The organism is Variovorax sp. KBS0712 (genome assembly GCF_006323185.2).
GTDB classification, from domain to species: Bacteria; Pseudomonadota; Gammaproteobacteria; order Burkholderiales; family Burkholderiaceae_C; genus Variovorax; species Variovorax boronicumulans.
Map to the genome: position 1 here is coordinate 2,914,650 of NZ_VCCD02000001.1, position 25,766 is coordinate 2,940,415.

Annotated in this window: 25 protein-coding genes and 1 pseudogene; 25 read left to right on the forward strand and 1 reads right to left on the reverse strand. The window is 67.8% G+C overall.

Features of this window, described 5'->3' with window-relative positions:
• The 19 genes and pseudogenes from serC to mnhG all read left to right on the forward strand — a co-directional run bounded on the left by serC (window position 1) and on the right by mnhG (window position 19,286).
• Window positions 1-1,131 (forward strand): 3-phosphoserine/phosphohydroxythreonine transaminase, encoded by a 1,131-nt coding sequence (gene serC / locus FFI97_RS13475; protein WP_139705138.1) that lies wholly within the window; start codon window positions 1-3, stop codon window positions 1,129-1,131.
• A gap of 24 nt (window positions 1,132-1,155) precedes the next feature.
• Complete coding sequence (pheA, locus tag FFI97_RS13480; RefSeq protein ID WP_062468655.1) at window positions 1,156-2,277, forward strand: prephenate dehydratase; 1,122 nt, start codon at window positions 1,156-1,158, stop codon at window positions 2,275-2,277.
• A gap of 18 nt (window positions 2,278-2,295) precedes the next feature.
• Window positions 2,296-3,189, forward strand: coding sequence for a prephenate dehydrogenase (locus FFI97_RS13485; protein WP_139705136.1), 894 nt, complete (start codon window positions 2,296-2,298; stop codon window positions 3,187-3,189).
• Between the two features lies 1 nt (window position 3,190).
• A complete protein-coding gene (locus tag FFI97_RS13490; RefSeq protein ID WP_139705134.1) occupies window positions 3,191-5,209 on the forward strand; it encodes a bifunctional 3-phosphoshikimate 1-carboxyvinyltransferase/cytidylate kinase in 2,019 nt (672 codons plus the stop codon).
• Between the two features lie 232 nt (window positions 5,210-5,441).
• Window positions 5,442-7,130 (forward strand): 30S ribosomal protein S1, encoded by a 1,689-nt coding sequence (rpsA, locus tag FFI97_RS13495; protein WP_062468664.1) that lies wholly within the window; start codon window positions 5,442-5,444, stop codon window positions 7,128-7,130.
• Between the two features lie 80 nt (window positions 7,131-7,210).
• Entirely contained in the window at window positions 7,211-7,537 is a 327-nt protein-coding gene (locus FFI97_RS13500) for an integration host factor subunit beta (RefSeq protein WP_070064000.1), read from the forward strand.
• A gap of 142 nt (window positions 7,538-7,679) precedes the next feature.
• Window positions 7,680-8,015: a lipopolysaccharide assembly LapA domain-containing protein gene (locus tag FFI97_RS13505; RefSeq protein WP_062468665.1), complete on the forward strand. Its 336-nt coding sequence runs from the start codon at window positions 7,680-7,682 to the stop codon at window positions 8,013-8,015.
• Window positions 8,005-9,184, forward strand: a pseudogene (lapB, locus tag FFI97_RS13510) (lipopolysaccharide assembly protein LapB). Before FFI97_RS13505 ends, lapB begins: the two are co-directional and overlap by 11 nt.
• A gap of 137 nt (window positions 9,185-9,321) precedes the next feature.
• Entirely contained in the window at window positions 9,322-9,654 is a 333-nt protein-coding gene (locus tag FFI97_RS13515; protein WP_062468671.1) for a ComEA family DNA-binding protein, read from the forward strand.
• Window positions 9,655-9,816: 162 nt separating this feature from the next.
• Complete coding sequence (locus FFI97_RS13520) at window positions 9,817-10,785, forward strand: TRAP transporter substrate-binding protein (protein ID WP_062468673.1); 969 nt, start codon at window positions 9,817-9,819, stop codon at window positions 10,783-10,785.
• 3 nt (window positions 10,786-10,788) lie between these two features.
• The gene (locus FFI97_RS13525; protein WP_062468676.1) at window positions 10,789-11,322 is read left to right on the forward strand and encodes a TRAP transporter small permease; all 534 of its coding nucleotides are present in this window, start codon (window positions 10,789-10,791) and stop codon (window positions 11,320-11,322) included.
• A 31-nt stretch (window positions 11,323-11,353) separates the two neighbouring features.
• Window positions 11,354-12,667, forward strand: a complete 1,314-nt coding sequence (locus FFI97_RS13530) for a TRAP transporter large permease (protein WP_175497132.1) — start codon at window positions 11,354-11,356, stop codon at window positions 12,665-12,667.
• Window positions 12,668-12,692: 25 nt separating this feature from the next.
• Window positions 12,693-13,079, forward strand: a complete 387-nt coding sequence (gene crcB / locus FFI97_RS13535) for a fluoride efflux transporter CrcB (RefSeq protein ID WP_070063999.1) — start codon at window positions 12,693-12,695, stop codon at window positions 13,077-13,079.
• A gap of 77 nt (window positions 13,080-13,156) precedes the next feature.
• Entirely contained in the window at window positions 13,157-16,123 is a 2,967-nt protein-coding gene (locus tag FFI97_RS13540; protein ID WP_139701838.1) for a monovalent cation/H+ antiporter subunit A, read from the forward strand.
• Window positions 16,123-16,473, forward strand: coding sequence for a Na+/H+ antiporter subunit C (locus tag FFI97_RS13545; protein ID WP_139701839.1), 351 nt, complete (start codon window positions 16,123-16,125; stop codon window positions 16,471-16,473). The genes FFI97_RS13540 and FFI97_RS13545 overlap by 1 nt, the downstream gene beginning before the upstream one ends.
• Window positions 16,470-18,176 carry a monovalent cation/H+ antiporter subunit D gene (locus tag FFI97_RS13550; RefSeq protein ID WP_139701840.1) on the forward strand — a complete coding sequence of 569 codons (1,707 nt, stop codon included), beginning with the start codon at window positions 16,470-16,472 and terminating at the stop codon, window positions 18,174-18,176. Before FFI97_RS13545 ends, FFI97_RS13550 begins: the two co-directional genes overlap by 4 nt.
• Window positions 18,173-18,664 carry a Na+/H+ antiporter subunit E gene (locus FFI97_RS13555; RefSeq protein ID WP_139701841.1) on the forward strand — a complete coding sequence of 164 codons (492 nt, stop codon included), beginning with the start codon at window positions 18,173-18,175 and terminating at the stop codon, window positions 18,662-18,664. The genes FFI97_RS13550 and FFI97_RS13555 overlap by 4 nt, the downstream gene beginning before the upstream one ends.
• Window positions 18,661-18,939, forward strand: coding sequence for a K+/H+ antiporter subunit F (locus FFI97_RS13560; protein ID WP_062468691.1), 279 nt, complete (start codon window positions 18,661-18,663; stop codon window positions 18,937-18,939). Before FFI97_RS13555 ends, FFI97_RS13560 begins: the two co-directional genes overlap by 4 nt.
• A complete protein-coding gene (gene mnhG / locus FFI97_RS13565; protein ID WP_139701842.1) occupies window positions 18,936-19,286 on the forward strand; it encodes a monovalent cation/H(+) antiporter subunit G in 351 nt (116 codons plus the stop codon). Before FFI97_RS13560 ends, mnhG begins: the two co-directional genes overlap by 4 nt.
• A 15-nt stretch (window positions 19,287-19,301) precedes the next feature.
• Here mnhG and FFI97_RS13570 read toward each other — a convergent pair whose 3' ends face one another.
• A complete protein-coding gene (locus FFI97_RS13570; protein ID WP_185993611.1) occupies window positions 19,302-20,297 on the reverse strand; it encodes an ABC transporter substrate-binding protein in 996 nt (331 codons plus the stop codon).
• Between the two features lie 120 nt (window positions 20,298-20,417).
• Here FFI97_RS13570 and FFI97_RS13575 point away from each other — a divergent pair, with 120 nt between their 5' ends.
• The 6 genes from FFI97_RS13575 to FFI97_RS13600 all read left to right on the forward strand — a co-directional run bounded on the left by FFI97_RS13575 (window position 20,418) and on the right by FFI97_RS13600 (window position 25,755).
• A complete protein-coding gene (locus FFI97_RS13575; protein WP_139701843.1) occupies window positions 20,418-21,098 on the forward strand; it encodes a TetR family transcriptional regulator in 681 nt (226 codons plus the stop codon).
• Between the two features lie 80 nt (window positions 21,099-21,178).
• Entirely contained in the window at window positions 21,179-21,991 is an 813-nt protein-coding gene (locus FFI97_RS13580) for an ABC transporter permease (protein ID WP_139701844.1), read from the forward strand.
• Window positions 21,988-23,037: an NAD-dependent epimerase/dehydratase family protein gene (locus tag FFI97_RS13585; protein ID WP_139701845.1), complete on the forward strand. Its 1,050-nt coding sequence runs from the start codon at window positions 21,988-21,990 to the stop codon at window positions 23,035-23,037. Before FFI97_RS13580 ends, FFI97_RS13585 begins: the two co-directional genes overlap by 4 nt.
• Before the next feature lie 10 nt (window positions 23,038-23,047).
• A complete protein-coding gene (locus tag FFI97_RS13590) occupies window positions 23,048-23,887 on the forward strand; it encodes a GNAT family N-acetyltransferase (protein ID WP_139701846.1) in 840 nt (279 codons plus the stop codon).
• Window positions 23,888-23,899: 12 nt separating this feature from the next.
• Entirely contained in the window at window positions 23,900-24,967 is a 1,068-nt protein-coding gene (locus tag FFI97_RS13595) for a dihydrodipicolinate synthase family protein (protein WP_139701847.1), read from the forward strand.
• Window positions 24,964-25,755 (forward strand): ABC transporter ATP-binding protein, encoded by a 792-nt coding sequence (locus FFI97_RS13600; RefSeq protein WP_139701848.1) that lies wholly within the window; start codon window positions 24,964-24,966, stop codon window positions 25,753-25,755. The genes FFI97_RS13595 and FFI97_RS13600 overlap by 4 nt, the downstream gene beginning before the upstream one ends.
• The last annotated feature ends 11 nt before the right edge of the window (window positions 25,756-25,766 follow it).

The window sequence follows — 25,766 nt, forward strand, 5'->3', positions numbered from 1 at the left end:
GTGACCCAGCAGCAGACGCCGGCCGGCAAGCGCCCCTACAACTTTTCGGCCGGTCCGGCTGCCATGCCGGAGGCGGTGCTGCAACGCGCCGCTTCCGAGATGCTCGATTGGCAGGGCAGCGGCATGAGCGTGATGGAGATGAGCCATCGCGGCAAGGAATTCGGCGCCATCTGCACCCAGGCCGAAGCCGACATCCGCACGCTGCTGGCCATCCCCTCGCACTTTCACATCCTGTTCATGCAGGGTGGCGGTCTTGGCGAAAACGCCATCGTGCCGCTGAACCTGTCGCGCGGCGGCGTTGCCGACTTCGTCGTCACCGGCAGCTGGAGCGCCAAGTCCCACAAGGAAGCGCAGCGCTACTGCACCGCCCGCGTGGCGGCCAGCAACGCCGACAACCAGCACACGAAGCTGCCCGAGCCCGCGAGCTGGCAGCTGTCCTCTGATGCCTCGTACGTGCACGTGTGCAGCAACGAGACCATCAACGGCATCGAGTTCCAGCAACTGCCCGACCTGGCCGCGCTCGGCAGCAAAGCGCCGCTGGTCATCGATTTTTCTTCCCACGTGGCCTCGCGCAGCGTCGACTGGAGCCGCGTCGGCCTGGCCTTCGGCGGCGCCCAGAAGAACCTCGGCCCCGCCGGCCTGACCATCGTGGTCGTGCGCGACGACCTGCTGGGGCACGCGCTCGAGATCTGCCCGAGCGCGTTCAACTACAAGACCGTGGCCGACAACCACTCCATGTACAACACCCCGCCGACCTGGGGCATCTACATGGCAGGGCTCACGTTCCAGTGGCTGCTGCAGCAGACCGAGGGCGCGCTCACCGGCGTTGCCGCCATGGAGCAGCGCAATGTCGAGAAGGCGAAGCTGCTGTACGACTTCATCGACGGCTCCGACTTCTACGCCAACCGCATCGACGCCAACTGCCGTTCGCGCATGAACGTGCCGTTCTTCCTGGCCGACGAGGGGCGCAACGAGGCCTTCCTGGCCGGCGCGCGCGAAGCCGGGCTGCTGCAGCTCAAGGGCCACAAGTCGGTCGGTGGCATGCGCGCGAGCATCTACAACGCCATGCCGCTGGCAGGGGTGCAGGCCTTGGTGGCCTACATGAGAGAATTCGAGCGATCGCATGCGTAGGCGCATGCCCTGTTGCTCGCACCGATGACCGCCTCTGCCCCCACACCACCCACCACCCCCGACAATTCCGAAAGCCTGGCCGGTCTGCGCGTGCAGATCGACTCCCTCGACCAACGGCTGCTGAGCCTGCTCAATGAGCGCGCCCATGTGGCCGAGCTGGTCGGCGAGGTCAAGAAGCGCGAAGGCACGCCCTTCTTCCGCCCCGACCGCGTCGCCGCGGTCATCGACAAGATGCAGAAAAGCAATGGCGGTCCGCTCAAGGACCTCCATGTCGCGGCCATCTGGCGCGAGATCATGTCGGCCTGCCTGGCGCTCGAATCGCCCCAACGCGTGGCCGTGCTCGGCCCCGAGGGCACCTTCTGCGAACAGGCCGCCATCGAGTACTTCGGCGGCGCCGCCGACCTGATCTACTGCGCCAGCTTCGACGAGGTGTTCCACGCCACCGCCGCGGGCAGCGCCCAGTACGGCGTGGTCGGCGTCGAAAACTCGACCGAAGGCGTGGTCACGCGCTCGCTCGACCTGTTCCTGCACTCGCCCACCCATGTCGTCGGCGAAGTCAGCCTGCTGGTGCGCCACCACCTGATGCGCAGCAGCAATTCGCTCGAAGGCGTCGAGGCCGTGCTGGCCCATCCGCAGGCACTGGCGCAGTGCCAGACCTGGCTGTCCAAGCACCTGCCCAACGCCGAGCGGCGCGCCGTGTCGAGCAACGCCGAAGGCGCACGCCTCGCGGCCACCAACCCGGCCTGGGCCGCGCTGGCCGGCGAACGCGCCGCCACCCGCTTCGGCCTGCACATCGTGGCGCACGCCATCCAGGACGATTCGTACAACCGCACCCGCTTCTCGGTGATCTGCCTGCCGCAGACGCTGGCCATGCCCCCGGCCTCGGGCAAGGACTGCACGAGCCTGATCGTCTCGGTGCCCAACCGCCCCGGCGCGGTGCACGACCTGCTGGTGCCCCTGAAGGCCAACAACGTGTCGATGACGCGCTTCGAGTCGCGCCCCGCGCGCACCGGCCAGTGGGAGTACTACTTCTACATCGACCTCGACGGCCACCCCTCGCAGCCCAACGTGGCGGCGGCGCTGGCCGAACTGCGCGGCCTCTGCGCCTTCTACAAGGTGCTCGGCGCCTACCCGATCAAAGCCTGAGCCGAACGGACCGACGCGATGTTCGAGCAACTGGGATTGATCGGCTGCGGCCTCATGGGCGGCTCCTTTGCGCTCGCGCTCAAGCGCGCGAAGCTGGTGAAACGCGTGGTGGGCTACAGCAAGTCGCCCTCCACCACCGAACGGGCGCGCCAGCTCGGCGTGATCGACGTGGCGGCGCCCTCGGCGCTGCTGGCGGTGTCGGGCGCCGACATCGTGCTGCTGGCTGTGCCGGTGGCCGCCTCGGAAGCCACCTTCAAGGCCATCCGCCACGGCATCTCGGCCGACACGCTGGTGATGGACGTGGGCTCGACCAAGGGCGACGTGATCGAGGCCGCGCGCAACGGCCTGCAAAAGCAGTTCGCCAGCTTCGTGCCGGCGCACCCGATCGCCGGCAAGGAAGTCTCCGGCATCGAGCACGCCGAAGCCTCGCTGTTCACCGGCCGCCAGGTTGTGCTGACCCCGGTCAAGACCACACTGCGCTCGAACGTGCAGCGCGCCTCGCAGGTGTGGAGTGGCATCGGCGCCAACGTCGTCACCATGACGCACGAAGAACACGACGCCGCCTTCGCCGCCGTGAGCCACCTGCCGCACCTGCTGGCCTTTGCCTACACCAACGCGCTCACCGGCCAGCCGCAGGGCGACCGCTTCCTGAGCTTGGCAGGGCCGGGCTTTCGCGACTTCTCGCGCATCGCCGCCAGCGACCCCGTCATGTGGCGCGACGTGCTGCTCGCCAACCGCGAGCAGGTGCTGCAACAGTCGCAGGCCTTCCGCAAGGCGCTGGAAGACCTCGAGACGCTGATGACCGCCGGCGACCTGCAGGGCCTGGAGCAATCCATCGCCGCCGCCAGCAAGGCACGCGCCGCCTGGAGACCGAATTCGAGCACCGACGCTCTGGCCCAGCAGGACAGCTGACATGTTCTCGACCGCCTTCCTCGACCTCCCCCCCCTCGCGGGCGCCGCCGGCACGGTCCGGCTGCCGGGCTCCAAGAGCATCTCCAACCGCGTGCTGCTGCTGGCTGCGCTCGCCAGCGGCACCACCACGATCCACGACCTGCTCGATTCCGACGACACGCGCGTGATGCTCGACGCCCTGCGCGCGCTGGGCTGCGGCATCGAGCCGGCCGGCGCCTCGCTGCGCATCACGGGCCTGGGCGGCCAGCTGCCGCCGTCGCTCGGCGCGACGCTGCTGCCGCTGTTCCTGGGCAATGCCGGCACCGCCATGCGTCCGCTGACGGCGGCGCTGTCGCTGCTCGGTGGCGAGTTCGAACTCAGCGGCGTGCCGCGCATGCACGAGCGCCCGATCGGCGACCTGGTCGACGCCCTCACGCAACTCGGCTGCCGCATCGACTACCTCGGCAACCCCGGCTACCCGCCGCTGCGCATCCACCCGGTGTCGCACGACGAACTGGCGCTCGGCGCACCGATCCGCGTGCGCGGCGACGTGTCGAGCCAGTTCCTGACCGCCCTGCTGCTGGCGCTGCCGCTCGCAGCAGCCAACGACATCGTGATCGAGGTCGTCGGCGAGCTGATTTCCAAGCCCTACATCGAGATCACGCTGAACCTGCTGGCGCGCTTCGGCATCACGGTGCAGCGCGACGGCTGGGAGCGCTTCACCATCCCCGCCGGCAGCCGCTACAGCTCGCCGGGCGAGATCCACGTCGAGGCGGACGCCTCCTCTGCTAGCTATTTCATAGCGCTCGGCGCCATTGCGACGGGTGTCTCGGGCCAGAACGGCATCCGCATCGAAGGCGTCGGCGCGGCCTCGATCCAGGGCGACATCCGCTTCATCGACGCTGCCCAGCAGATGGGCGCGCGGGTCGACAGCGGCCCGAACTGGCTCGAAATCCGGCGCGGCGCCTGGCCCCTGAAAGCCATCGACCTCGATGCGAACCACATCCCCGACGCCGCCATGACGCTGGCCGTCATGGCGTTGTACGCCGACGGTCCCACCACGCTGCGCAACATCGCGAGCTGGCGCGTGAAGGAAACCGACCGCATCGACGCCATGGCGAACGAGCTGCAAAAGCTCGGCGCCACGGTCGAGGCCGGGCCCGATTTCATCCGCATCCACCCGCTGCCCGCCGCCGGCTGGCGGCCCGCCAGCATCCGCACCTACGACGACCACCGGGTCGCCATGTGCTTCTCGCTCGCGGCCTTCAACCCGGCCGGCGTGCCGGTGCGCATCCTCGAGCCGCACTGCGTCGCCAAGACCTTCCCCGACTACTTCGAGACCCTGTTCTCGGTGGCCGAGGCCGCCGAAGTGCCCGTGATCTGCATCGACGGCCCGACCGCCTCGGGCAAGGGCACGCTGGCCGCCGAGGTGGCGCGCCTGCTGGGCTACCACTACCTCGATTCGGGCTCGCTGTACCGCGTGACCGGGCTTGCCGCCCGCCGCGCCAGCCTGGAGGCCAACGCCGCGAACGAAGCGCAGATCGCCGCCCTCGCCGCCGCCCTGCCCCTGCAGTTCACCGAGGGCAAGGTGCTGCTGGCCGGCGAAGACGTGAGCGACGACATCCGCACCGAAGCCGCCGGCATGGACGCCTCGCGCGTCTCCGCGCTGCCGGCCGTGCGCGAGGCGCTGCAAGACCTGCAGCACCGCTTTCGCCGCCTGCCCGGCCTCGTGGCCGACGGGCGCGACATGGGCACCGTGATCTTCCCCGACGCAGCGCTCAAGGTGTTCCTCACGGCGGGTGCCGCCCAGCGCGCCGAACGGCGGCATAAGCAGTTGATTTCAAAGGGTATTTCGACTACACTCGACAGTCTTCGCTCCGACTTGGAAGCACGTGACGCCCGGGACTCTTCCCGCAGCGTCGCCCCTCTGAAGCCGGCGCAGGACGCTCGCCACCTCGACAACTCCCAGCTGTCCATCGAACGCTCGATCGACACGGTGTTGAACTGGTGGCAAGAAATTCAACCGTTCAAGTCCGCTTGAGCGGATTGAAGTGCAGCCTTTCAAGTCCGCTTGAAAGGCTTGCGTCTCCCGGGTGTTCCGGGTGGCGCCTACCGCTCCAGCAGACTCCTTCCGCGCGACAGCGCACCGGCCTGCTGGTTGTTCAACCAACCGGGCTCACGCCCACAACCTAACCGCCGTCTACAGACCCACAGCAGCCGCACGCAATTTCGCAAGAGCGCCTGCCAACCCTGCCTGACGGAAGGAACCATAAATGTCTGAATCTTTTGCCGACCTATTCGAAGAGTCCCTGAAGCGTTCCGAAATGCGCAGCGGCGAGGTCATCACCGCCGAAGTCGTGCGCGTCGAACACAACCACGTCGTCGTCAACGCCGGTCTGAAGTCCGAAGCGTATGTGCCGATCGAAGAGTTCAAGAACGACAAGGGCGAACTCGAAGTCCAGGCCGGCGATTTCGTTTCCGTTGCCATCGGCAGCGTTGAAAACGGCTACGGCGACACCATCCTCTCGCGCGACACCGCCAAGCGTCTGGCTTCGTGGCTCGCCCTCGAGAAGGCCCTGGAATCGGGCGACTTCGTCACCGGCACCACCAGCGGCAAGGTCAAGGGCGGTCTCACCGTCCTGGTCAACGGCATCCGCGCGTTCCTGCCGGGTTCGCTGATCGACACGCGTCCGATCAAGGACCTGACCCCGTACGAGAACAAGACCCTCGAATTCAAGGTCATCAAGCTCGATCGCAAGCGCAACAACGTCGTGCTGTCGCGCCGTGCCGTGGTCGAAGCCAGCATGGGCGAAGAACGCGCCAAGCTGATGGAAACCCTGAAGGAAGGCGCAGTCGTGCGCGGCGTGGTCAAGAACATCACCGAATACGGTGCGTTCGTGGACCTCGGCGGCATCGACGGCCTGCTGCACATCACCGACATGGCATGGCGCCGTGTCCGCCACCCGAGCGAAGTCGTTCAGGCCGGCCAGGAAATCACCGCCAAGATCCTCAAGTTCGACACCGAAAAGAACCGTGTCTCGCTGGGTCTCAAGCAAATGGGTGACGACCCCTGGATGGGCGTTTCGCGCCGCTACCCGCAATCGACCCGCCTGTTCGGCAAGGTCACGAACATTGCCGACTACGGCGCGTTCGTCGAACTCGAACCCGGCATCGAAGGCCTGGTGCACGTCTCCGAAATGGACTGGACCAACAAGAACATCGCTCCGAACAAGATCGTCTCGCTGGGCGACGAAGTCGAAGTCATGGTCCTGGAAATCGACGAAGACAAGCGCCGCATCAGCCTGGGCATGAAGCAGTGCAAGGCCAACCCGTGGCAAGAGTTCGCTCAAAACACGAAGCGTGGCGACCGCGTCAAGGGCCCGATCAAGTCGATCACCGACTTCGGCGTGTTCGTGGGTCTGGCTGCCGGCATCGACGGTCTGGTTCACCTCTCGGACCTCTCGTGGAACGAAACCGGCGAAACCGCCGTTCGCAACTACAAGAAGGGCCAGGAAGTCGAAGCGATCGTGCTGGCTGTCGACGTCGACCGCGAACGCATCTCGCTGGGCATCAAGCAGCTCGACAGCGATCCGTTCACCACGTTCACCACCGTGAACGACAAGGGCCAGATCGTGACCGGCAAGGTCAAGACCGTGGACGCCCGCGGCGCTGAAATCGACCTCGGCGAAGACATCATCGGCTACCTGCGTGCTTCGGAAATCTCGCGCGACCGCGTCGAAGATGCCCGCAACGTGCTCAAGGAAGGCGACGAAGTCACGGCCATCGTGGTGAATGTGGATCGCAAGACCCGCAACATCCAGCTGTCGATCAAGCAGAAGGACATGGTCGACGAACAAGGCGCCATGGCCAGCCTGAGCCAGCAGTCGGCACGCGAAAACGCGGGCACGACCAGCCTGGGCGCCCTGCTGCGCGCCAAGCTCGACAACAGCGACAACAAGTAAGCTGAGTCCGAAGACAGAGGCAGGCCCCCGGGGCCGCTCTGTCTTTTTTTTCGTCCACGTTTTTCGTTTATGTTTGGCCTATGACCCGCTCAGACCTCGTCGAAGAACTCGCCGCCCGTTTCGCGCAGCTCACGCACCGCGATGCCGAATACGCCGTCAAGACCATCCTGGACGCCATGAGCGACGCGCTGGTGCGCGGCCATCGCATCGAGATCCGTGGCTTCGGCAGCTTCTCGGTCAACCGCCGTCCGCCGCGCATCGGCCGCAACCCGCGTTCGGGCGAGAGCGTGCAGATTCCCGAGAAGCGCGTGCCGCACTTCAAGCCGGGCAAGGCGCTGCGCGAAGCCGTCGACGCGAAGACCGCCGAGCTCGATGCAGGCAAGGAAGCCCAAGGCCAACTCCGGTGACAATCGCTCCGGCCCCTTCCAGGGGGCCGCCGCGCACGGCCGCCCGAAGCGGCCGGCCCGCCCCCGGTAGGGGGTTGGCGAAGCGACACGAAGTGCGCGCAGCCTGGGGGCGAGCAATAATCCACCGGCAACGGGAACAGCTATGAAGTACCTCCTGTGGCTGCTCAAGGCAGCCATTTTTTTTACGCTCTTCGCCTTCGCGCTGAACAACCAGCACGACGCGACCGTCTACTTCTTCTTCGGAACCCACTGGCGCGCGCCGCTGGTGCTCGTCGTGCTCGCGGCCTTTGCCGGCGGGCTCGTGGTCGGCGCGCTGGGCATGCTGCCCGGCTGGTGGAAACACCGCGCCGCCGCGGCGCAAGTGCCTGCGACCACCGAAGCCCCCTCGCCCGCACCGCTGGCCACTGCGACCGCCTCCGCGGCAACGCCGTCCATCTCCGCCACCGACCTTCCCGCCGTACGTCAACATGGACTTTGATCCCAGCTGGCTGCTGATCGGCCTGCCCGTCGCCTTCGTGCTGGGCTGGCTCGCATCGCGCTTCGACATCCGCCAGCTCAAGCTCGAGAACCGGCAGGCGCCCAAGGCCTACTTTCGCGGCCTGAACTTCCTGCTCAACGAGCAGCAGGACCAGGCCATCGACGCCTTCATCGAGGCCGTGCAGAACGACCCCGACACCCAAGAGCTGCACTTCGCGCTCGGCAACCTGTTCCGTCGCCGCGGCGAGTACCAGCGCGCCGTGCGCGTGCACGAGCACCTGCTGGGCCGTGGCGACCTGAGCCGTGCCGACCGCGAGCGCGCGCAGCACGCGCTGGCACAAGACTTCCTGCGCGCCGGCTTGCTCGACCGCGCCGAAGCGGCGCTGCAGAAGCTCGAAGGTACGCGCTACGAGAACGAGGCCCGCCTCGCGCTGCTGGCCATCTACGAACGCTCGCGCGAATGGGCGCAGGCCGCCGACGTGGCGCAGAAGCTCGACGAGTCCGACCAGGCGAGCTACAGCACGCGCCGCGCCCACCACCTGTGCGAGCAGGCCAACGAACGCGTCGCGGCCGGCGACCTGCAGGGCGCCAGCGACCTGCTCACGCAGGCCCGCGCCCTGGCACCGCAGGCACCGCGCCCGGCCATCGACACCGCCACCTTGCAGCTGCGCAACGGCGAAGCCCGCCGCGGCCTTCGACACGCTCGAAGGGCTCAGCGACACGGCGCCGCTGGCGCTGCCGCTGTACGCCGCGTCGCTGCAGAAGGCCGCCGTGGCCGCGCAGCGCGAAGGCGAGGCGCTGGCGCTGCTGCAGCGGCGCTATGCCGAGTCGCCGTCGATCGACGTGCTCGAAGCGATGATCGCGCTCGGCGGCACACCCGACGCCACGCCATCGGACGCGCCCACCGAAGCCCCCACGCCGCGCGACGGCTACATCGCCCACCTCGCGCACCAGCCCTCGCTCGTCGCGGCGTCGCGCTGGCTCGCCGGCGAGCGCTTCGAGCACGAGCAGTTCCACCCGCAGGTGCAACGCGCGCTCGACCAGGCGACCCGGCCGCTCATGCGCTACCGCTGCGCGGCCTGCGGCTTCGAGGCGCACCAGTACTTCTGGCACTGCCCTGGCTGCCAGGCCTGGGACAGCTATCCACCGCGGCGCGTGGAAGAACTCTGACCACGGTTCAGAACAATCGTCACACGGGGCCGCGGGCCCCGTTTTCGCGTCAACTGCCGCGCGCGCCCTCTCGTTGAGCCGAAGCCGATATTCCTGTCGGCATAGCCATACCAACGATTGAAGAGGGAGTTTTCACCATGTTCAAGAAAGTCATCGCCACGCTCGCCATGTGCTTCGCGGCCGTCTCGTTCGCCGCCGTCGACGCCAACAAGGGCAGCGCCGCCGACCTCGACGGCCTCAAGGGCGTCGGCCCCTCGCTGTCCAAGCGCATCCTCGACGCCCGCAAGGAAGGCGAGTTCAAGGACTGGCCCGACCTCATGCAGCGCGTGAAGGGCGTGAAGGAAAAGAGCGCGGCCAAGCTGTCGGCCGAGGGCCTGACGGTCAACGGCCAGAGCTTCAACGGCGCGGCGGCCCCGGCCAAGGCAAGCAAGGCCGCCAAGGTGGCCGAGGCGAAACCCGCCAAGCAGTGACCTCGCCCTGAAACGAAGAAACCGCCCCCGAGGCGGTTTTTTCATGCCCGCGCCGGGTGCCGCATCGACACCACATGGCAGGGAAATGCCTCAGCGAATGGCCCGGAATTTGCACGTATGCTTTTCTTTCATTCAGCTTTGACTACATTCCGGAGCGCGTCCATGAATCACAAGTTCGGCATTGCCCTGGCGGGCCTCACCCTTGGCGCCGCCGCCTTCGCGCAAACCAAGTGGGACCTGCCCACCGCCTACCCCGCGACCAACTACCACACCGAGAACATCACGCAGTTCGCCAAGGACGTGGACGCGGCCACCGGCGGCAAGCTGAAGATCACGGTGCATGCCAACGCGTCGCTGTTCAAGGCACCCGAGATCAAGCGCGCCGTGCAAAGCGGCCAGGCCCAGGCCGGCGAGATCCTGCTGGCCAACTACGCCAACGAGAACCCGATCTACGCGCTGGACGGCGTGCCCTTCCTGGCGACGACCTATCCCGAGGCCCGCAAGCTCTACGACGCCTCCAAGCCTGCGATGGACAAGCTGTTGGCCGCGCAGGGCATCAAGGTGCTGTTCGTGGTGCCATGGGCGCCGCAGGGCATCTACACCAAGAAGGAGATCGGCTCGGTGGCCGACCTGCGCGGCATCAAGTGGCGCGCCTACAGTCCGGCCACCGCCAAGATCGCCGAACTCATCGGCGCGCAGCCGGTGCAGATCCAGCAGGCTGAACTGAGCGCCGCCATGGCGACCGGCGTGATCGAGAGCTACATGAGCTCGGGCTCCACCGGCTACGACACCAAGACCTTCGAGCACATCAAGAACTTCTACGACACGCAGGCCTGGATTCCGAAGAACGCGATCCTCGTGAACGCCAAGGCCTTCGATGCACTCGACGCCGCCGGCAAGGCCGCCGTCACCAAGGCCGCAGCCGATGCCGAAGCACGCGGCTGGAAGGTCGCGCAGGAGAAGAACGACGAGTACAAGCGCCTGCTGGCCGAGCGCGGCATGAAGATCCACAAGCCCTCGCCCAAGCTGGACACCGACATGCGCCAGGTCGGCGGCATCATGCAGGCCGACTGGCTCAAGGCCGCCGGTGCCGATGGCGCCGCCATCGTCGACGCCTACAAGAAGAAGTAAGCCGTGAGGCGCTTCCTCGACCGCCTGTACAACGGTGCAGGCGCGCTCGGTGCGTTCTGCGTGTTCCTGATCTTCGTGCTGATGATCGTGGCCGGTGTGGGCCGGCAGATGAACTGGCACGTGAGCGGACTCAACGACGCGGTGGCCTGGCTGTGCGCGGCGGCAGCCTTCTTCGCGATGGCGCACGCCTTTCGCCACGGCGACTTCGTGCGCGTCACGCTGCTGCTCGATGCCGTGCCGCCCAAGGTGCGCCGCGTGCTCGACGTGGCCTGCCTGCTGGTCGCCGCCGTCTCGGTCGCCTACCTGACTTACTGGGCCACCAGCTTCACGTACGAGAGCTACGAGTTCAAGGAGATGGCCACGGGCCTGCTCGTGATCCCGATCTGGATTCCGCAGTCGAGCTTCGTGATCGGCTGTTGGCTGCTCTTGATCGCCATGGTCGACGAACTCGTCGGCGTGGTGCGCGGCGAGAAGCCCAGCTACCAGCGCGCCGTCGAAGAGCGCCATGCTGCGGGCGACTTCTCTTCCGACGTCTGATCGGCAACGACAACAACAACCAAGACACCCGATGCTCGAAACCCTTCTGATGGGCGCGCTGCTGCTCGGCATCATGCTGTTGCTGCTCGCCGGCGGCGTCTGGATCGCCATGACCCTGGCCATCGTCGGCTGGGTCGGCCAGGCCTTCTTCACCAACACCCTGCCCGGCAAGAACCTGTTCTCGGCCTTCTGGGAAAGCAATGCGAGCTGGGAGCTGGCGGCGCTGCCGCTGTTCATCTGGATGGGCGAGATCCTGTTCAGAACCAAGCTCAGCGAGGAGATGTTCGAAGGCTTGAGGCCGTGGCTGAACCGCGTGCCCGGCCGGCTCATGCACACCACCATCCTCGGCTGCGGCGTGTTCGGCTCGGTCTCGGGCTCCTCTGCCGCCACCTGCGCCACCATCGCCAAGGTGGCGCTGCCCGAGCTCAAGCGCCGCGGCTACAACGAGAAGCTGGCCATCGGCTCGCTGGCCACGGCCGGCACGCTGGGCATCCTGATTCCGCCGTCGATCACCATGGTGGTGTACGCGGTGGCGGCCGACGCCTCGATCATCCGCATCTTCCTGGCCGGCTTCCTGCCGGGCTTTTTGTTGATGCTGCTGTTCTCGGGCTACATCGGCTGGTGGAGCCTGCGCCACCCCGACCAGGTGCCGCCGGCCGACCCGCCGACCACCTTCATGGAGAAGATCCGGCTGTCGGGCAACCTCATTCCCTGCGCGCTGCTGATCGTGTTCATCGTCTGGGTGCTGGTGGCCGGCTGGGCCACGGCCACCGAGTGCGCGGCCTTCGGGGTGCTGGGCTCGTTGGCGATTGCGGCCTACGGCAAGAGCCTGACCTGGCAGAACTTCAAGGACGGGATCATGGGGGCCACGCGCACCAGCTGCATGATCATGTTCATCCTGGCCGGGGCCGCGTTCCTGACCAAGACCATGGCCTTCACCGGCATCCCGCGCGAGCTGGCCGAGTGGGTCGACAGCATGCACCTGTCGCCCTATGCGCTGATCGGCGCGCTGGTGGTGGTGTACCTCGTGCTGGGCACGGCGCTGGACGGCATCTCGATGATCGTGCTGACCAGCGCGGTGGTGCTGCCGATGATCCAGAAGGCGGGCTTCGACCTGGTCTGGTTCGGCATCTTCGTGGTGCTGCTGGTCGAGATCGCCGAGGTCACGCCGCCGGTGGGCTTCAACCTGTTCGTGCTGCAGAACATGACCGGAAAAGACAGCAACGTGATCGCCAGGGCGGCCATTCCGTTCTTCTTCTGCCTCGTGCTGTGCATCGCGCTGATCACGCTGTTCCCGGGTATCGTCACGATCCTGCCCGACCTGGTGATGGGCAAGGAGAAATGACAGTGCGACGACGACAAGGGAACGGATGCCTCCTCTATTGCCGGTTCTAGCGATCTGCGTGGGCGCCTCGTGCGGCGCCCTCGCCCGCTGGGGCCTGGGCCTGTGGCTCAACACCGGCGGCCCCGTGCCCTATGGCACGCTGGCCGCCAACCTCGTCGGCGGCTACCTCGTCGGCGTGGCGGTGGCCGTGTTCCAGGCGCTGCCGCAGCTCGACCCGGTGTGGCGGCTGCTGCTCATCACCGGCTTCCTCGGCGGACTCACGACCTTCTCGAGCTTCTCGGCCGAAGTGGTCGCGCTGCTGCTCGGTGGACGACCGCTGCTGGCGCTGGGCACCGGCCTGCTGCACCTGTGCGGCTCGCTGGTGCTGACCTGGCTGGGCATCCGCAGCGTGCAGCTCGTGCTGGCTGCGTGACAGCGAAAAAACTGCCCGCGCTCCTGCGGTTATAGACAGGGGCTCTCCAGAGGGTCGGTCGATAGAATCGACCCCCGATGCCCCTCGCCCTTCTCGTCGCACTCCCCTTTCTTGCCAGCGTGCTGGCCGCGTTGATGCCTTCCAACGCGCGCAACCGGGAGTCGACCCTTGCAGGGCTCGTCGCATTGGGCTGTGCGATCCAGGTCGCCTGGCTCTTTCCGCAGATCGCGCACGGCAACGTGCTGCGCCAGGAGATCGAGTGGCTGCCCGCCCTCGGCCTGAACCTCGTGTTCCGCCTCGACGGCTTCGCGTGGCTGTTCTGCATGCTGGTGCTGGGCATCGGCTCGCTGGTGGTGCTCTATGCGCGCTACTACATGTCGGCCTCCGACCCGGTGCCGCGCTTCTTCTCGTTCTTCCTCGCGTTCATGGGCGCGATGATGGGCGTGGTGCTCTCGGGCAACCTGATCCAGATGGTGCTGTTCTGGGAGCTCACCAGCCTGTTCTCGTTCCTGCTCATCGGCTACTGGCACCACCGGCGCGACGCGCGGCGCGGTGCGCGCATGGCGCTCACCGTCACCGGCGCGGGCGGGCTGTGCCTTTTGGCCGGCGTGCTCGTGCTGGGCCGCATCGTCGGCAGCTACGAGCTCGACATCGTGCTGGCCTCGGGCGACATCATCCGCGCGCACGCGCTGTACCCGGTGGCGCTGGTGCTGATCCTGCTCGGCGCGTTCACCAAGAGCGCGCAGTTCCCGTTCCACTTCTGGCTGCCGCGCGCCATGGCCGCGCCCACGCCGGTGTCGGCCTACCTGCACTCGGCCACCATGGTGAAGCTGGGCGTGTTCCTGATGGCGCGACTGTGGCCCGTGCTCTCGGGCACCGAGCAGTGGTTCTGGATGGTGGGCGGCGCGGGCGCGATCACGCTGCTGCTGGGCGGCTTCGCGGCCATGTTCCAGCGCGACCTGAAGGCGCTGCTGGCCTACTCGACCATCTCGCACCTGGGCCTCATCACGCTGCTGCTGGGCCTGAACAGCCCGCTGGCTGCCGTCGCGGCAGTGTTCCATGTGATGAACCACGCGACCTTCAAGGCGTCGCTGTTCATGGCGGCCGGCATCATCGACCACGAGACCGGCACGCGCGACATCCGCAAGCTCAGCGGCCTGATGCGGCTCATGCCCATCACCGGCACGCTGGCCATCATCGCCAGCGCCTCGATGGCCGGCGTGCCGCTGCTCAACGGTTTTCTCTCGAAGGAAATGTTCTTCGCCGAGACGGTCTTCATCCAGGCCACGCCCTGGATCGATTTCAGCCTGCCGGTCATCGCCACCCTCGCGGGCATCTTCAGCGTGGCGTACTCGGCGCGCTTCGTGTTCGACGTGTTCTTCGGCCCGCCCTGCGGCCCCGACGTGCCCAAGCCCCCGCACGAGCCGCCGCACTGGATGCGCGTGCCGGTCGAGCTGCTGGTGCTGGTGTGCCTGGTGGTGGGCGTGGCGCCGGCCTGGTCGGTCGGCCCGATGCTCGCGGCGGCGGCCACGCCGGTGGTCGGCGGCACGCTGCCCGCCTACAGCCTGGCCGTGTGGCACGGTTTCAACCTGCCGTTGATGATGAGCTTCGTCGCACTGGCAGGCGGCGCCGTGCTCTACCTGCTGCTGCGCCGCCCGCTGGGCAGCGGGCGCCTGGAGCACACGCCGCTGCTGCACCGCTTCGACGGGCAGGTCATCTTCGAACACCTGATCGCGCTGCTGAGCGAAGCCGGCCGGCGCAGCCGTCGCCTGTTCGGCACACGGCGCCTGCAGTGGCAGCTGCTGTGGCTGGTGGTGGTGGCCGTGGCCGGCGCCGCGGCGTCGCTGTGGGCCACGCCGGCCGACCGCGGCACGCGCGAGCTGCTGCCCTTCTCGCCGATGTTCGCGATGACCTGGCTCATCGGCTGCACCTGCGCCGTGGCCGCCGCGTGGCAGGCCAAGTTCCACCGGCTCGCGGCGCTGATGCTGGCCTCGGGCGCCGGGCTGGTCTCGTGCGTCACCTACATCTGGTTCTCGGCCCCTGACCTCGCGCTCACGCAGCTGGTGGTCGAGGCCGTGACCACCGTGCTCATCCTGCTGGGCCTGCGCTGGCTGCCGATGCGCAGCAAGGACGTGGTGCAGCCCGCGCGCATGCGGCTGCGGCCCTGGGGCCGGCGCGGGCGCGACCTGCTGGTGGCCACCGTCGCCGGCTGCGGCATGGCGGCGCTGGCCTGGGCCCTGATGACGCGCACCTTCCCGCAGAGCATCTCGCCCTTCTTCCTCGAACGCGCGCTCACCGAAGGCGGCGGCACCAACGTGGTCAACGTGATGCTGGTCGACTTCCGCGGCTTCGACACCTTCGGCGAGATCACCGTGCTGGGCATCGTGGCGCTCACCGTGTATGCGCTGCTGCGGCGCTTCCGCCCAGCCATCGAATCGATGGCGCTGCCGATCCAGCAGCGCCTGCAGGTCGACGACGGCAGCAGCGACCTGCTGAACCCGCGCCGCGCCACCGACTCCGCCATCGGCTACCTGATGGTGCCGGCCGTGCTGGTGCGCCTGGTGCTGCCGGTGGCTGCGCTGGTGTCGGTGTATTTCTTCATGCGCGGCCACAACGCGCCCGGCGGCGGTTTTGTCGCGGGGCTGGTGATGTCGGTCGCGCTGGTGCTGCAGTTCATCGTCTCGGGCACCGAGTGGGTGGAAGAGCACCTGCGCATCTACCCGCGCCGCTGGATCGCCATCGGCCTGCTGTTCGCACTGGCCACCGGCGGCGGCGCGATCGTGTTCGGCTACCCCTTCCTGACCACGCACACCGCGCACGTGCACGTGCCGCTGCTGGGCGACATGCACGTGCCCAGCGCCCTCTTCTTCGACATCGGCGTGTTCGCGCTGGTGCTCGGCGCCACCATGCTGATCCTGACCGCGCTGGCCCACCAGTCCATCCGAAGCCATCGCTGGGCCGACGAACAAGAAGAGAAAGAAGCGCAGGCGCGCGCCGCCGCCGAAGCCGAAGAAGCGGCTGCCACCACCGGGGGGGCCCGCTGATGGAAATCGTGCTGGCCATCGCCATCGGCGTGCTCACCGGCTCGGGCGTGTACCTGCTGCTGCGCCCGCGCACCTTCCAGGTCATCATGGGCCTGACGCTCATCTCGTACGCGGTCAACCTGTTCATCTTCAGCATGGGCCGGCTCAAGGTCGACAGCGAGCCGGTGCTGCTCGAAGGCTTCAAGGCCACGCTGGCCAACACGGCCGATCCGATGCCGCAGGCGCTGGTGCTCACGGCGATCGTGATCGGCTTCGCGATGACCGCCCTGTTCCTGGTCGTGATGCTCGCCTCGCGCGGCCTGTCGGGCACCGACCACGTGGACGGTGAAGAGCGGGAGGCCGTGGAATGAACGACCTCTTGCACCTGCTCGACCGCTTCCTCGAGTTCAGCATGCCGCACCTGGTGGCGGTGCCCATCCTCGTGCCCATGCTCACGGCGGCGCTGATGCTGCTGATGAACGAGAACCACCGGCGCACCAAGTCCTTCCTCAGCGTGGTCTCGGGCCTGGTGGGCCTGCTGGCCGCGCTCGCGCTGCTGCGCTGGGTGAACGCAGCCGACACCGGCGGCGGCCCGGGCTCGATCGGCGTGTACCTGCCGGGCAACTGGCGCGCGCCCTTCGGCATCACGCTGGTGGCCGACCGGCTCTCGACCATGATGGTCGCGCTCACGGGCGTGGTCGCCTTCGCCGCCTCGATCTATTCGACCTCGCGCTGGGACCGCGCGGGCGTGCACTTTCATCCGCTGCTGCAGCTGCAGCTCATGGGCCTGAACGGCGCCTTCCTCACGGGCGACCTGTTCAACCTCTTCGTGTTCTTCGAGGTGATGCTCGCCGCCTCGTACGGCTTGCTGCTGCACGGCTCGGGCCGGCTGCGCGTGCGCGCCGGGCTGCACTACATCGCGATCAACCTCGCGGCCTCGTCGCTGTTCCTGATCGGCGCGGCCATCCTGTACGGCGTGACCGGCACGCTCAACATGGCCGACCTGGGCGCGCGCATCGCAGAGCTGGCACCGGGCGACCGCGGCCTCGTGCACGCGGCGGCGGCCATCCTGGCCACCGCGTTCTTCGCCAAGGCGGGCGCGTGGCCGCTCAACTTCTGGCTGGTGCCGGCCTACAGCGCGGCCGTGTCGCCGGTGGGCGCGGTGTTTGCGCTGCTCACCAAGCTCGGCGTGTACACCGTGCTGCGCCTGTGGACCGTGCTGTTCGCGCCCGACACCGGCGCCTCGGCCGCCTTCGGGCAGGCTGCGCTGGTGAGCGTCGGGCTGGCCACGCTGTTCGTCGGCGCCATCGGCATCGTCGGCACGCAACGGCTGTCGAACCTCGCGGGCTACAGCGTGCTGGTGTCGGCGGGCACGCTGCTGGCCGCCATCGGGCTGGGCGAGCCGGCCGTGTGGGCAGGCGCGCTCTACTACATGCTGAGTTCCACGCTCGCGGTGGCGGCCTTCTTCCTGCTGATCGACATGATCGAGCGCTGGCGCAACGCGGGCATGAGCGTCGCGCCGCACGAGGCGGCGGGCAATGCGCCCTTCCTGGCCGAAGACCTGCGCGCGCTCGACGACGTGAACCTCGACGACGATGCCCAGGCGCTCTACGGCCGCGCCATTCCGGCCGGCGTGGCCTTCCTGGGCCTGAGCTTCATGCTCTGCACGCTGCTGCTGGCGGGCTTGCCGCCGCTGTCGGGCTTTGTCGGCAAGTTCGCGATGCTCTCGGGCCTGCTCGACAGCAAGATCGTCACCACGGCCGGCTGGGCCTTCCTCGGCCTGCTGATCGTCTCGGGCTTTCTCTCGCTGATCGCCTTGAGCCGCACCGGCATCCGCCATTTCTGGACGCAGCCCCACGCCACCATGCCCTCGCTGCCCGCGCTCGAGGTGCTGCCGGTGGCGGCCCTGCTCGCAGCCTGCGTCGCGCTCACCGTCTGGGCCGAGCCCGTGATGCAGCACGCCCAGGCCACCGCCGGCGGGCTGCGCACGCCCACCGCGTACCGCGAGGCCGTGCTCGGCGCCAAGCAGAAGCCCAACCCGGTGCCCGCGAAGAAAGAGGAGGCCAAGCCATGAAGCGCTTGATGCCTTCCCCACCGCTGTCGTTCGCGCTGTTCGTCATCTGGCTGCTGCTCAACCAGTCGCTCGAAGCGGCCACGCTGCTGTCGGCCGCGCTGCTCGCCATTGCCGTGCCGCTGATCACCAAGGGCCTGCGGCCCGCCAGGGTGCGCATGCGCCGGCCCGGCGTGGCGCTGCGGCTGTCGTTCCTCGTCACCTTCGACATGCTGAAGTCGGCGTACGACGTGGCGCGGCTGCTGCTCACGCACCGCACCGAGGACATCTCGTCGCACTTCGTGCAGATTCCGCTCGACATGCGCGACCCTAACGGCCTTGCCGTGCTCGCGATGATCATGTGCCTCACGCCCGGCACGGCCTGGGGCGAAGTCTCGTTCGATCGCACCACACTGCTAATCCACGTGTTCGACCTCGAGGACGACGCGGCCTTCATCGCCCTGATCAAGACCCGCTACGAACGTCCGCTGATGGAGATTTTCGAATCATGACGCCTGTTCTCTTCTGGGCCCTGAAGGCCGCGCTCTTCCTGCTGGCCGTGGCGATGCTGTGCGCGCTCTTTCGCCTGCTGGCCGGCCCGTCCGCGCAGGACCGCGTGATGGCGCTGGACTGTCTCTACATCAACGGCATGCTGATGATGCTGGTGCTGGGCATCAACTACGCGAGCAGCGTGTACTTCGAGGCGGCGATGCTGGTGGCGCTGTTCGGCTTCGTGGGATCGACCTCGATCGCCAAGTTCCTGCTGCGCGGGGAGGTCATCGAATGAACGGCACTGCCCTGCCCCTGTGGGCCGAGATCATTACTGCCGTGTTCGCGGTGCTGGGCGCGGCCTTCGCAGCCATCGGCTCCTTCGGCCTGGTGCGCCTGCCCACCTTCTTCCGCCGCATCCATGCGCCCACGCTGGGCGCCACGGTGGGCGCGTGGTGCCTGACGGTGGCCACCATCGCCTACTTCTCGGTGCAGGGCTTCAGCCTGTTCCTGCACGCGATGCTGATCGTGCTGTTCATCGTGCTGACGGCGCCGATCACCACCATCTTCCTGATGCGTGCTGCCCTCTTCCGCGAACGGCAGAAGGGCAACACGAAGGTGCCGCCCTCCTCCGAGTCGCGCTGAAGCGGCTTCTTCCCATCAGTTGGGCGCCATGCGCACGCCCTTGTCGAGGAACTCGTTGGTGAACAGCGTCGCCGGGTCGTAGGCCTTGTCGATGCCGATCAGCGAGGACACGAGCTCGTAGTCGGCCTTCACGCGCGCACCGTCGAAGGCGCCGAGTGCCACCTTGGTCGTGGTGTCGTCGCGCATCAACTGCTTGATGCGATTCCACTGGTCGCGCTGGTTGTCGGGCGTGAGGCCGCTCACGCTGGCCTGCAGCGCCTGCAGGCAGGGCTCGAAGCTCTTCACGCAGGCGTCGTAGGCGCGCTGCGTCACGGCCACGAACTTCTTCACTTGAGCCGGGTTCTTCGCGAGGTAGGGGCCGTTCACGATCAGCGAGTTGCCGTACACGTTCACGCCCGCGTCGCGCCACGGCTGAAAGCCCAGGTCGGCGCCGAACTCGCGCGCCTTCAGGTCGTGCTCGTTGTAGAAGTCGCTGATGATGTCGACCGACTTGCTCTTCAGCGCCGCCACCTTGGCCTGCGGGCTCACGTTGACGAAGGTCACGCTGGCCGGGTCGAGCCCCACCTTCTTGGCGAAGGCCGGCCACATGAGGCGCGCGGCGTCGCCAGGCGGGTTGCCGATCTTGCGGCCCGCGAAGTCCTTCGGGCCGTTGATGCCCGAGGACTTGAGCCAGTAGAAGCCCTGCGGGCTGTTGGCGTAGATGACCATCACGGCCTTCACGTCGGCGCCCTTGCCCTTGGCCTGGATCGTGGTGGGCAGGTCGGAAATGCCCAGGTCGCTGCCGCCGGTGCCCACGCGCTGCGCCGACACGGCCGAGCCCTTGCCGGCCTCGATGTTGAGGTCGATGCCCGCCTCGGTGTACCAGCCCTTGGCCTTCGCGAAATAGATCGGCGCATGATCGGCCGTGGGTGTCCAGTTGAGCATCAGGCTCATGGCATCGGCCGCGAACGCGGCGGGGGCCGAGGCCATGAGCAAGGCGGTGGCGCCGGTGGCCGACAACAGCTTTTTCATGCGGATCACTCCAAAAGAAGGTAAAAACAGGTCCTGAAATTTATATTACCAACTGTTTGGTTGACAAGCAATCCAGATCATCCAGACCGCGTTGCCACTGCCGGGAGAATCAAAAACACCATGACCGCCACCAAGCCCGCCACCCCCGCCCGCACCGCCGTCGCCACGAAACGCGAACGCGACCCCGTCGCCGCCAAGCAGGCGCTCATCTCTGCCGCGGTGGCCGAGTTCGCCACCAAGGGCTTCGCGGGCGCGCGCGTCGACGAGATCGCCGCCAACGCCGGGGTCAACAAGCAGCTCGTGTACCACTACTTCGACAGCAAGCAGGGGCTGTACCTGGTGGCGCTCGAATCGGTCTATGCCGAGATCCGCGAGAAGGAACAGAAGCTCACGCTCGACGAACTCGAGCCGCTCGAAGCCATGAAGCAGCTGGTGGCCTTCTCGTTCGACTACCTGGCCGAGCACCCCGAGTTCATCGCGCTGCTGGCCGACGAGAACCGCAACCACGGCGCGCACCTGCGCGAGTCGGAGCGGCTGCAGAAGATGCACTCGCCCTTCATCGAGATGCTCGAAGCCACGCTCAAGCGCGGCGTGGCGGCGGGCGTGTTCCGGCCCGACTTCGATGCGATCAACCTCTACATCTCGATCGCCGGCATTTCGTATTTCTTCTTCTCCAACAACCACACGCTGTCGGCCATCTTCGGCAAGCCGCTCGATGCGCGCGGCGCGCTGCTGCAGCGGCGCCGGCACGTGATCGAGTTCGCGCTCAACGCCTTGCGGCCCGACAAAGCCGCCGCATGAAAATTATCAACTAGTTGGTTGACTCGGGTCGCGGCGACTCCTATGATTCGCCGCATTGCTTCCTAGACCCAGGAATTGAGATGACGGCACCTGATGGCGCTCTGGCGCCCCCCGCTCCTGCGCCCTTGTCGGGCGAGCGCCCCGAATGGCAGCGCTGGGCCCTCGTGGTCGCGGTGCATCTGGCGGGCATCGCGCTGTGGGAGCTGGTGGTGCGGGTCTTCGCGATCCAGCCCTTCATCCTGCCGGCGCCTTCGAAGGTGCTGGCCACGCTGGCCAACCCGAACTACAGCTGGCTCAAGAACACCGGCGTCACCGCGCTCGAAGTGTTCGGCGGCTACGCACTGGGCCTGGTGCTCGGCATTCTTTGCGCCCTGCTCTTCATCACCAGCAAGCGGCTGATGCTGCTGGTGTTTCCGCTGCTGGTCACGCTCAACATGATTCCGAAGGTGGCGATGGGGCCGCTGGTGATCGTGTGGTTCAGCTACGGCATCGGGCCGAACATCCTCATCACGTTCAGCCTGTGCTTCTTCCCGATCCTGCTGACCACCATCCGCGGCCTGAACGAGACCGAGCCCGAGCTGCTCGACCTCGTGCGCGCGCTCAAGGGCTCGCGCTGGCAGCTGTTTCGCTACATCCAACTGCCGGGCTCGCTGCCGTACGTGTTCTCGGGCATGAAGGTCGCCACCATCCTCGCCGTGGCGGGCGCGGTGGTGGGCGAGTTCATCGCCTCGGAACGAGGCCTGGGCTATCTGATGATCCAGGTCCAGGCCTCGCTGGACACGCCCGCGGTCTTCATGGCCGTGCTGCTCATCACGGGCCTGGGCGTGCTGCTCTATCTGCTGGTGCTTCTGCTGGAGCGCCTCTTCATCACCCAGGACGCAAGAATCCAATGACCTCCACGCCTGTCCTCGACGACCTGCCCTCTCCCGAGCGCTTCGAGAGCGAAGCCGCACTCGAAGACTACCTGGCCACGCCCTCGCGCGACCTCGTGCGCGACATGGCCCGCCTCGACGGCGACCTGATGATCCTCGGCGTGGGCGGCAAGATGGGCCCCACGCTGGCCCGCCTCGCCAAGAACGCCATGCCCGGTCGCCGCGTGATCGCCGTCGCCCGCTTCAGCGAAGCCGGCGTGCGCGAAGCCCTCGAAGCACACGGCATCGAGACCATCGCCTGCGACCTGCTCGACCGCGCCGCCATCGCCGCGCTGCCGCCGTGCGCCAACGTGGTCTTCATGGCCGGCCGCAAGTTCGGCGCCGACGCCGACAACCCGCTGACCTGGGCCATGAACGCGCACGTACCGGCGCTGGTGGCCGAGCACTTCCACGCCTCGCGCATCGTCGCCTTCTCGACCGCCTGCGTGTACCCCTTCGTGCCCGTGACCAGCCAGGGTGCGAGCGAGAGCGACGCTCCCAACCCGCCCGGCGAGTACGCCAACTCGTGCGTGGGCCGCGAGCGCATGTTCGAGTACTTCTCGCAGCGCCACGGCACGCCCGGCCGCCTGTTCCGCCTGAGCTACGCCATCGACCTGCGCTACGGCGTGCTGGCCGACGTGGCGCTCAAGGTGTGGCGCGGCGAGCCGGTCGACGTGACCATGGGCCATGTCAACGTGATCTGGCAAGGGGACGCGAACGCGCAGGCGCTGCGCTGCCTGGCGGCGGCCACCGTGCCGACCTCGCCGCTCAACGTGAGCGGCCCGGAGACCACGTCGATCCGCTGGCTCGCCGAGGAGTTCGCGCGCCAGTTCGACAAGCCCGTGACGATCAGCGGGCAAGAGGCGCCCACCGCCTGGCTCATGAACACCGGCGAGGCCGAGCGCCTGTTCGGTTACCCGCGCGTGCCGCTGGCGCAGCAGATCCGATGGGTGGCTGACTGGATCTCGCGCGAGCAACGCCAGTACGGCAAGCCGACCAAATTCGAATCGCGCGACGGCAAGTACTGAGCCCGTGACCATGCCCGCCGTCGAAGCACTCTCGTCGATCACGCCCGGCATCGCCCCGATGCTCGACGCGCTGGTCGCCGCGAGCGGCTGGAACCAGACCGCGCACGACTGGCGGCTGTTCGAGCGGCTCGGCACGGTGCATGGCGTGCATGACATGCCTGATGGCGAGGGCCAGCTCGTCGCCAGTGGCGCGGTGCTGCCAATGGACGGCGTGGCCTGGATCAGCATGATCCTTGTGATGCCGGCCGCACGCGGGCAAGGCCTGGGCCGCGCGGTGTTCGCGCGCTGCCTCGACCAGGTGAAGGCCACCGGCCTCGTTGCCATGCTCGACGCCACGCCGCAGGGCGAGCCGCTCTACGCGAGCTTCGGCTTCACGCCGCTGTGGCGGCTCACGCGCTGGCAGCGCGAGGCCGCGCCCGCCACCGCATCGCTCGCCACAGACAAGCCAGCCCTCGACAACCTGGCGGCGCTCGACGCACAGGCGCTGGGCTTCGCGCGCCCCACCGTGCTCGCCGACCTGCTCGGGCGCGAGGACAGCCGCTGCGTGCGCAACGGCTTGGGCTTCGGCCTCGTGCGTGCGGGTCGCACCGCGCACCACATCGGACCGCTGCTGTCGTCCGACGAAGCTGTCGCCGCCGCGCTGCTGACGCAGGCCGCACGCGGCATCGACGGCCGCATCTATGTCGACGTGCCCGACGACCGCAAGGCCATGGCTGCCGCATTGCGCGCCGCCGGCTTCACACCGCAGCGCGGCTTCGCACGCATGGCGCTGGCCACGCGCGAGGGCGCGCAGCCGCCCACCGGACACCCCGCCTTCATCCACGCCATCGCCGGCCCCGAGTTCGCCTGAGGACCTTCGCCCATGCCACTGAACCGCTCCGACCTTCCCGCCGACGTGCTTGCGCTGCTGTCGCAAGGCACCGTCATCCCGGCGCATCCGCTCGCGCTCGACGCCGACCGCCAGTTCGACCGCCAGCGCCAGCGCGCGCTCACGCGCTACTACGTCGATGCCGGCGTGGGCGGCCTCGCGGTGGGCGTGCACACCACGCAGTTCGCGATCCGCGAGCGCGGCCTGTATGCCACCGTGCTCGAAGCCGCGATGCAGGACCGCCTGGCCTGGAACGACCGCCCGATGGCGATGATCGCGGGCCTGTGCGGCCCGACCGCGCAGGCGCAGGCCGAGGCGCGCACCGCCGTCTCTCTGGGCTATCACGCGGGGCTGCTGAGCCTGGCGGCGCTGGCCGGGTCGTCGGAAGACGCGCTCATCGCCCACTGCGAGGCGGTGGCGCAGGAGATCCCGCTGATCGGCTTCTACCTGCAGACCGTGGTCGGCGGCCCGATCCTGTCGAGCGACTTCTGGCGCCGCTTCGCGCTCATTCCCAACGCGCTGGCCATCAAGGTCGCGCCCTTCAACCGCTACCGCAGCATCGACGTGGTGCGCGGGCTGGTCGACGCGCGCGCCGAGGAGCGCGTGTTCCTCTACACCGGCAACGACGACCACATCGTGCTCGACCTGGCGCTGCCCTTTGCCGCGATGCGCGACGGCGCACCCGTGCAGGTGCGCTTTCGCGGCGGCCTGCTGGGCCACTGGTCGGTGTGGACGTCGAGCGCGGTGCACCAGCTGCAGCAGATCAAGGCCGAGCTGGCCGCCAGCGGCGGCGCACTGAGCCCCGCCCTGCTCGCGCTCGATTCGCGCGTGACCGACTGCAACGCGGCCTTCTTCGACGTGGCGAACAACTTCCACGGCTGCATCGCGGGCTGCCACGAAGTGCTGCGGCGCCAGGGCCTGCTCGAAGGCATCTGGTGCCTCGACCCCGAAGAAGACCTGGGCCACGGGCAGTCGGCGGAAATCGACCGCGTCTACCGCCAGCACGGCGACCTGGCCGACGACGCCTTCGTGCGCGACAACCTCGCACGGTGGCTGGCATGAGCGCGGTGCTCGCGCCTGCGCAGGAGGCGCCGCTGATCCGCATGCGGCAGCTGCGCAAGGTCTACCGCAAGCGCAACGAGGAGTTCCTCGCCGTCTCCGACGTCACGATGGACGTGCACGCGGGCGACATGATCTCGCTGGTCGGTCCCTCGGGCTGCGGCAAGTCGACGCTGCTGAAGATCCTGTCGGGGCTGCACGGCCACGACGGCGGCACGCTCGAAATCGGCGGCCCTGGCGGCACGGGCTTCAACCCGGGCCGCGACGTCGGCATGGTGTTCCAGCAGCCGCTGCTGCTGAAGTGGCGCACGATTCTCGAGAACGTGCTGCTGCCCGCCGACATCCTCGGGCTGGACCGCAAGGCCGCCAAAGCGCGCGCGCACGAGCTGCTCGACATGGTCGGCCTCACGGGCTTCGCCGACAAGCTGCCCTACGAACTCTCGGGCGGCATGCAGCAGCGCGCCGCCATCGCACGCGCGCTCATCCACGACCCGAAGCTGGTGCTCATGGACGAGCCCTTCGGCGCGCTCGATGCGCTCACGCGCGAGAAGATGAACCTGGAGATGCTGCGCATCTGGGAGCGCAGCCGCAAGACCTTCATCGTGGTCACACACAGCATCCAGGAGGCGGTGTTCCTGGGCTCGCACTGCGCGGTGCTCACGGCCGGGCCGGCGCGCATGGCCGACTTCTTTCGCATCAATCTGCCCGAGCCGCGCAAGCTGCACGTGAAGACCAGCCCCGAGTTCGGCGAGTACGTGCGCCGCATCTACGACCTGCTGGGCGTGGACTGAGCCTCGCGCAG

What these genes read in the sequence shown, in the direction of transcription:
- pheA (WP_062468655.1), top strand. Translation starts at nt 1,156, where the DNA reads ATGACCGCCTCTGCCCCCACACCACCCACCACCCCCGACAATTCCGAA.
- FFI97_RS13485 (WP_139705136.1), top strand. Translation starts at nt 2,296, where the DNA reads ATGTTCGAGCAACTGGGATTGATCGGCTGCGGCCTCATGGGCGGCTCC.
- FFI97_RS13490 (WP_139705134.1), top strand. Translation starts at nt 3,191, where the DNA reads ATGTTCTCGACCGCCTTCCTCGACCTCCCCCCCCTCGCGGGCGCCGCC.
- rpsA (WP_062468664.1), top strand. Translation starts at nt 5,442, where the DNA reads ATGTCTGAATCTTTTGCCGACCTATTCGAAGAGTCCCTGAAGCGTTCC.
- FFI97_RS13500 (WP_070064000.1), top strand. Translation starts at nt 7,211, where the DNA reads ATGACCCGCTCAGACCTCGTCGAAGAACTCGCCGCCCGTTTCGCGCAG.
- FFI97_RS13505 (WP_062468665.1), top strand. Translation starts at nt 7,680, where the DNA reads ATGAAGTACCTCCTGTGGCTGCTCAAGGCAGCCATTTTTTTTACGCTC.
- FFI97_RS13515 (WP_062468671.1), top strand. Translation starts at nt 9,322, where the DNA reads ATGTTCAAGAAAGTCATCGCCACGCTCGCCATGTGCTTCGCGGCCGTC.
- FFI97_RS13520 (WP_062468673.1), top strand. Translation starts at nt 9,817, where the DNA reads ATGAATCACAAGTTCGGCATTGCCCTGGCGGGCCTCACCCTTGGCGCC.
- FFI97_RS13530 (WP_175497132.1), top strand. Translation starts at nt 11,354, where the DNA reads ATGCTCGAAACCCTTCTGATGGGCGCGCTGCTGCTCGGCATCATGCTG.
- crcB (WP_070063999.1), top strand. Translation starts at nt 12,693, where the DNA reads ATGCCTCCTCTATTGCCGGTTCTAGCGATCTGCGTGGGCGCCTCGTGC.
- FFI97_RS13540 (WP_139701838.1), top strand. Translation starts at nt 13,157, where the DNA reads ATGCCCCTCGCCCTTCTCGTCGCACTCCCCTTTCTTGCCAGCGTGCTG.
- FFI97_RS13545 (WP_139701839.1), top strand. Translation starts at nt 16,123, where the DNA reads ATGGAAATCGTGCTGGCCATCGCCATCGGCGTGCTCACCGGCTCGGGC.
- FFI97_RS13550 (WP_139701840.1), top strand. Translation starts at nt 16,470, where the DNA reads ATGAACGACCTCTTGCACCTGCTCGACCGCTTCCTCGAGTTCAGCATG.
- FFI97_RS13555 (WP_139701841.1), top strand. Translation starts at nt 18,173, where the DNA reads ATGAAGCGCTTGATGCCTTCCCCACCGCTGTCGTTCGCGCTGTTCGTC.
- FFI97_RS13560 (WP_062468691.1), top strand. Translation starts at nt 18,661, where the DNA reads ATGACGCCTGTTCTCTTCTGGGCCCTGAAGGCCGCGCTCTTCCTGCTG.
- mnhG (WP_139701842.1), top strand. Translation starts at nt 18,936, where the DNA reads ATGAACGGCACTGCCCTGCCCCTGTGGGCCGAGATCATTACTGCCGTG.
- FFI97_RS13570 (WP_185993611.1), bottom strand. Translation starts at nt 20,297, where the DNA reads ATGAAAAAGCTGTTGTCGGCCACCGGCGCCACCGCCTTGCTCATGGCC.
- FFI97_RS13575 (WP_139701843.1), top strand. Translation starts at nt 20,418, where the DNA reads ATGACCGCCACCAAGCCCGCCACCCCCGCCCGCACCGCCGTCGCCACG.
- FFI97_RS13580 (WP_139701844.1), top strand. Translation starts at nt 21,179, where the DNA reads ATGACGGCACCTGATGGCGCTCTGGCGCCCCCCGCTCCTGCGCCCTTG.
- FFI97_RS13585 (WP_139701845.1), top strand. Translation starts at nt 21,988, where the DNA reads ATGACCTCCACGCCTGTCCTCGACGACCTGCCCTCTCCCGAGCGCTTC.
- FFI97_RS13590 (WP_139701846.1), top strand. Translation starts at nt 23,048, where the DNA reads ATGCCCGCCGTCGAAGCACTCTCGTCGATCACGCCCGGCATCGCCCCG.
- FFI97_RS13595 (WP_139701847.1), top strand. Translation starts at nt 23,900, where the DNA reads ATGCCACTGAACCGCTCCGACCTTCCCGCCGACGTGCTTGCGCTGCTG.
- FFI97_RS13600 (WP_139701848.1), top strand. Translation starts at nt 24,964, where the DNA reads ATGAGCGCGGTGCTCGCGCCTGCGCAGGAGGCGCCGCTGATCCGCATG.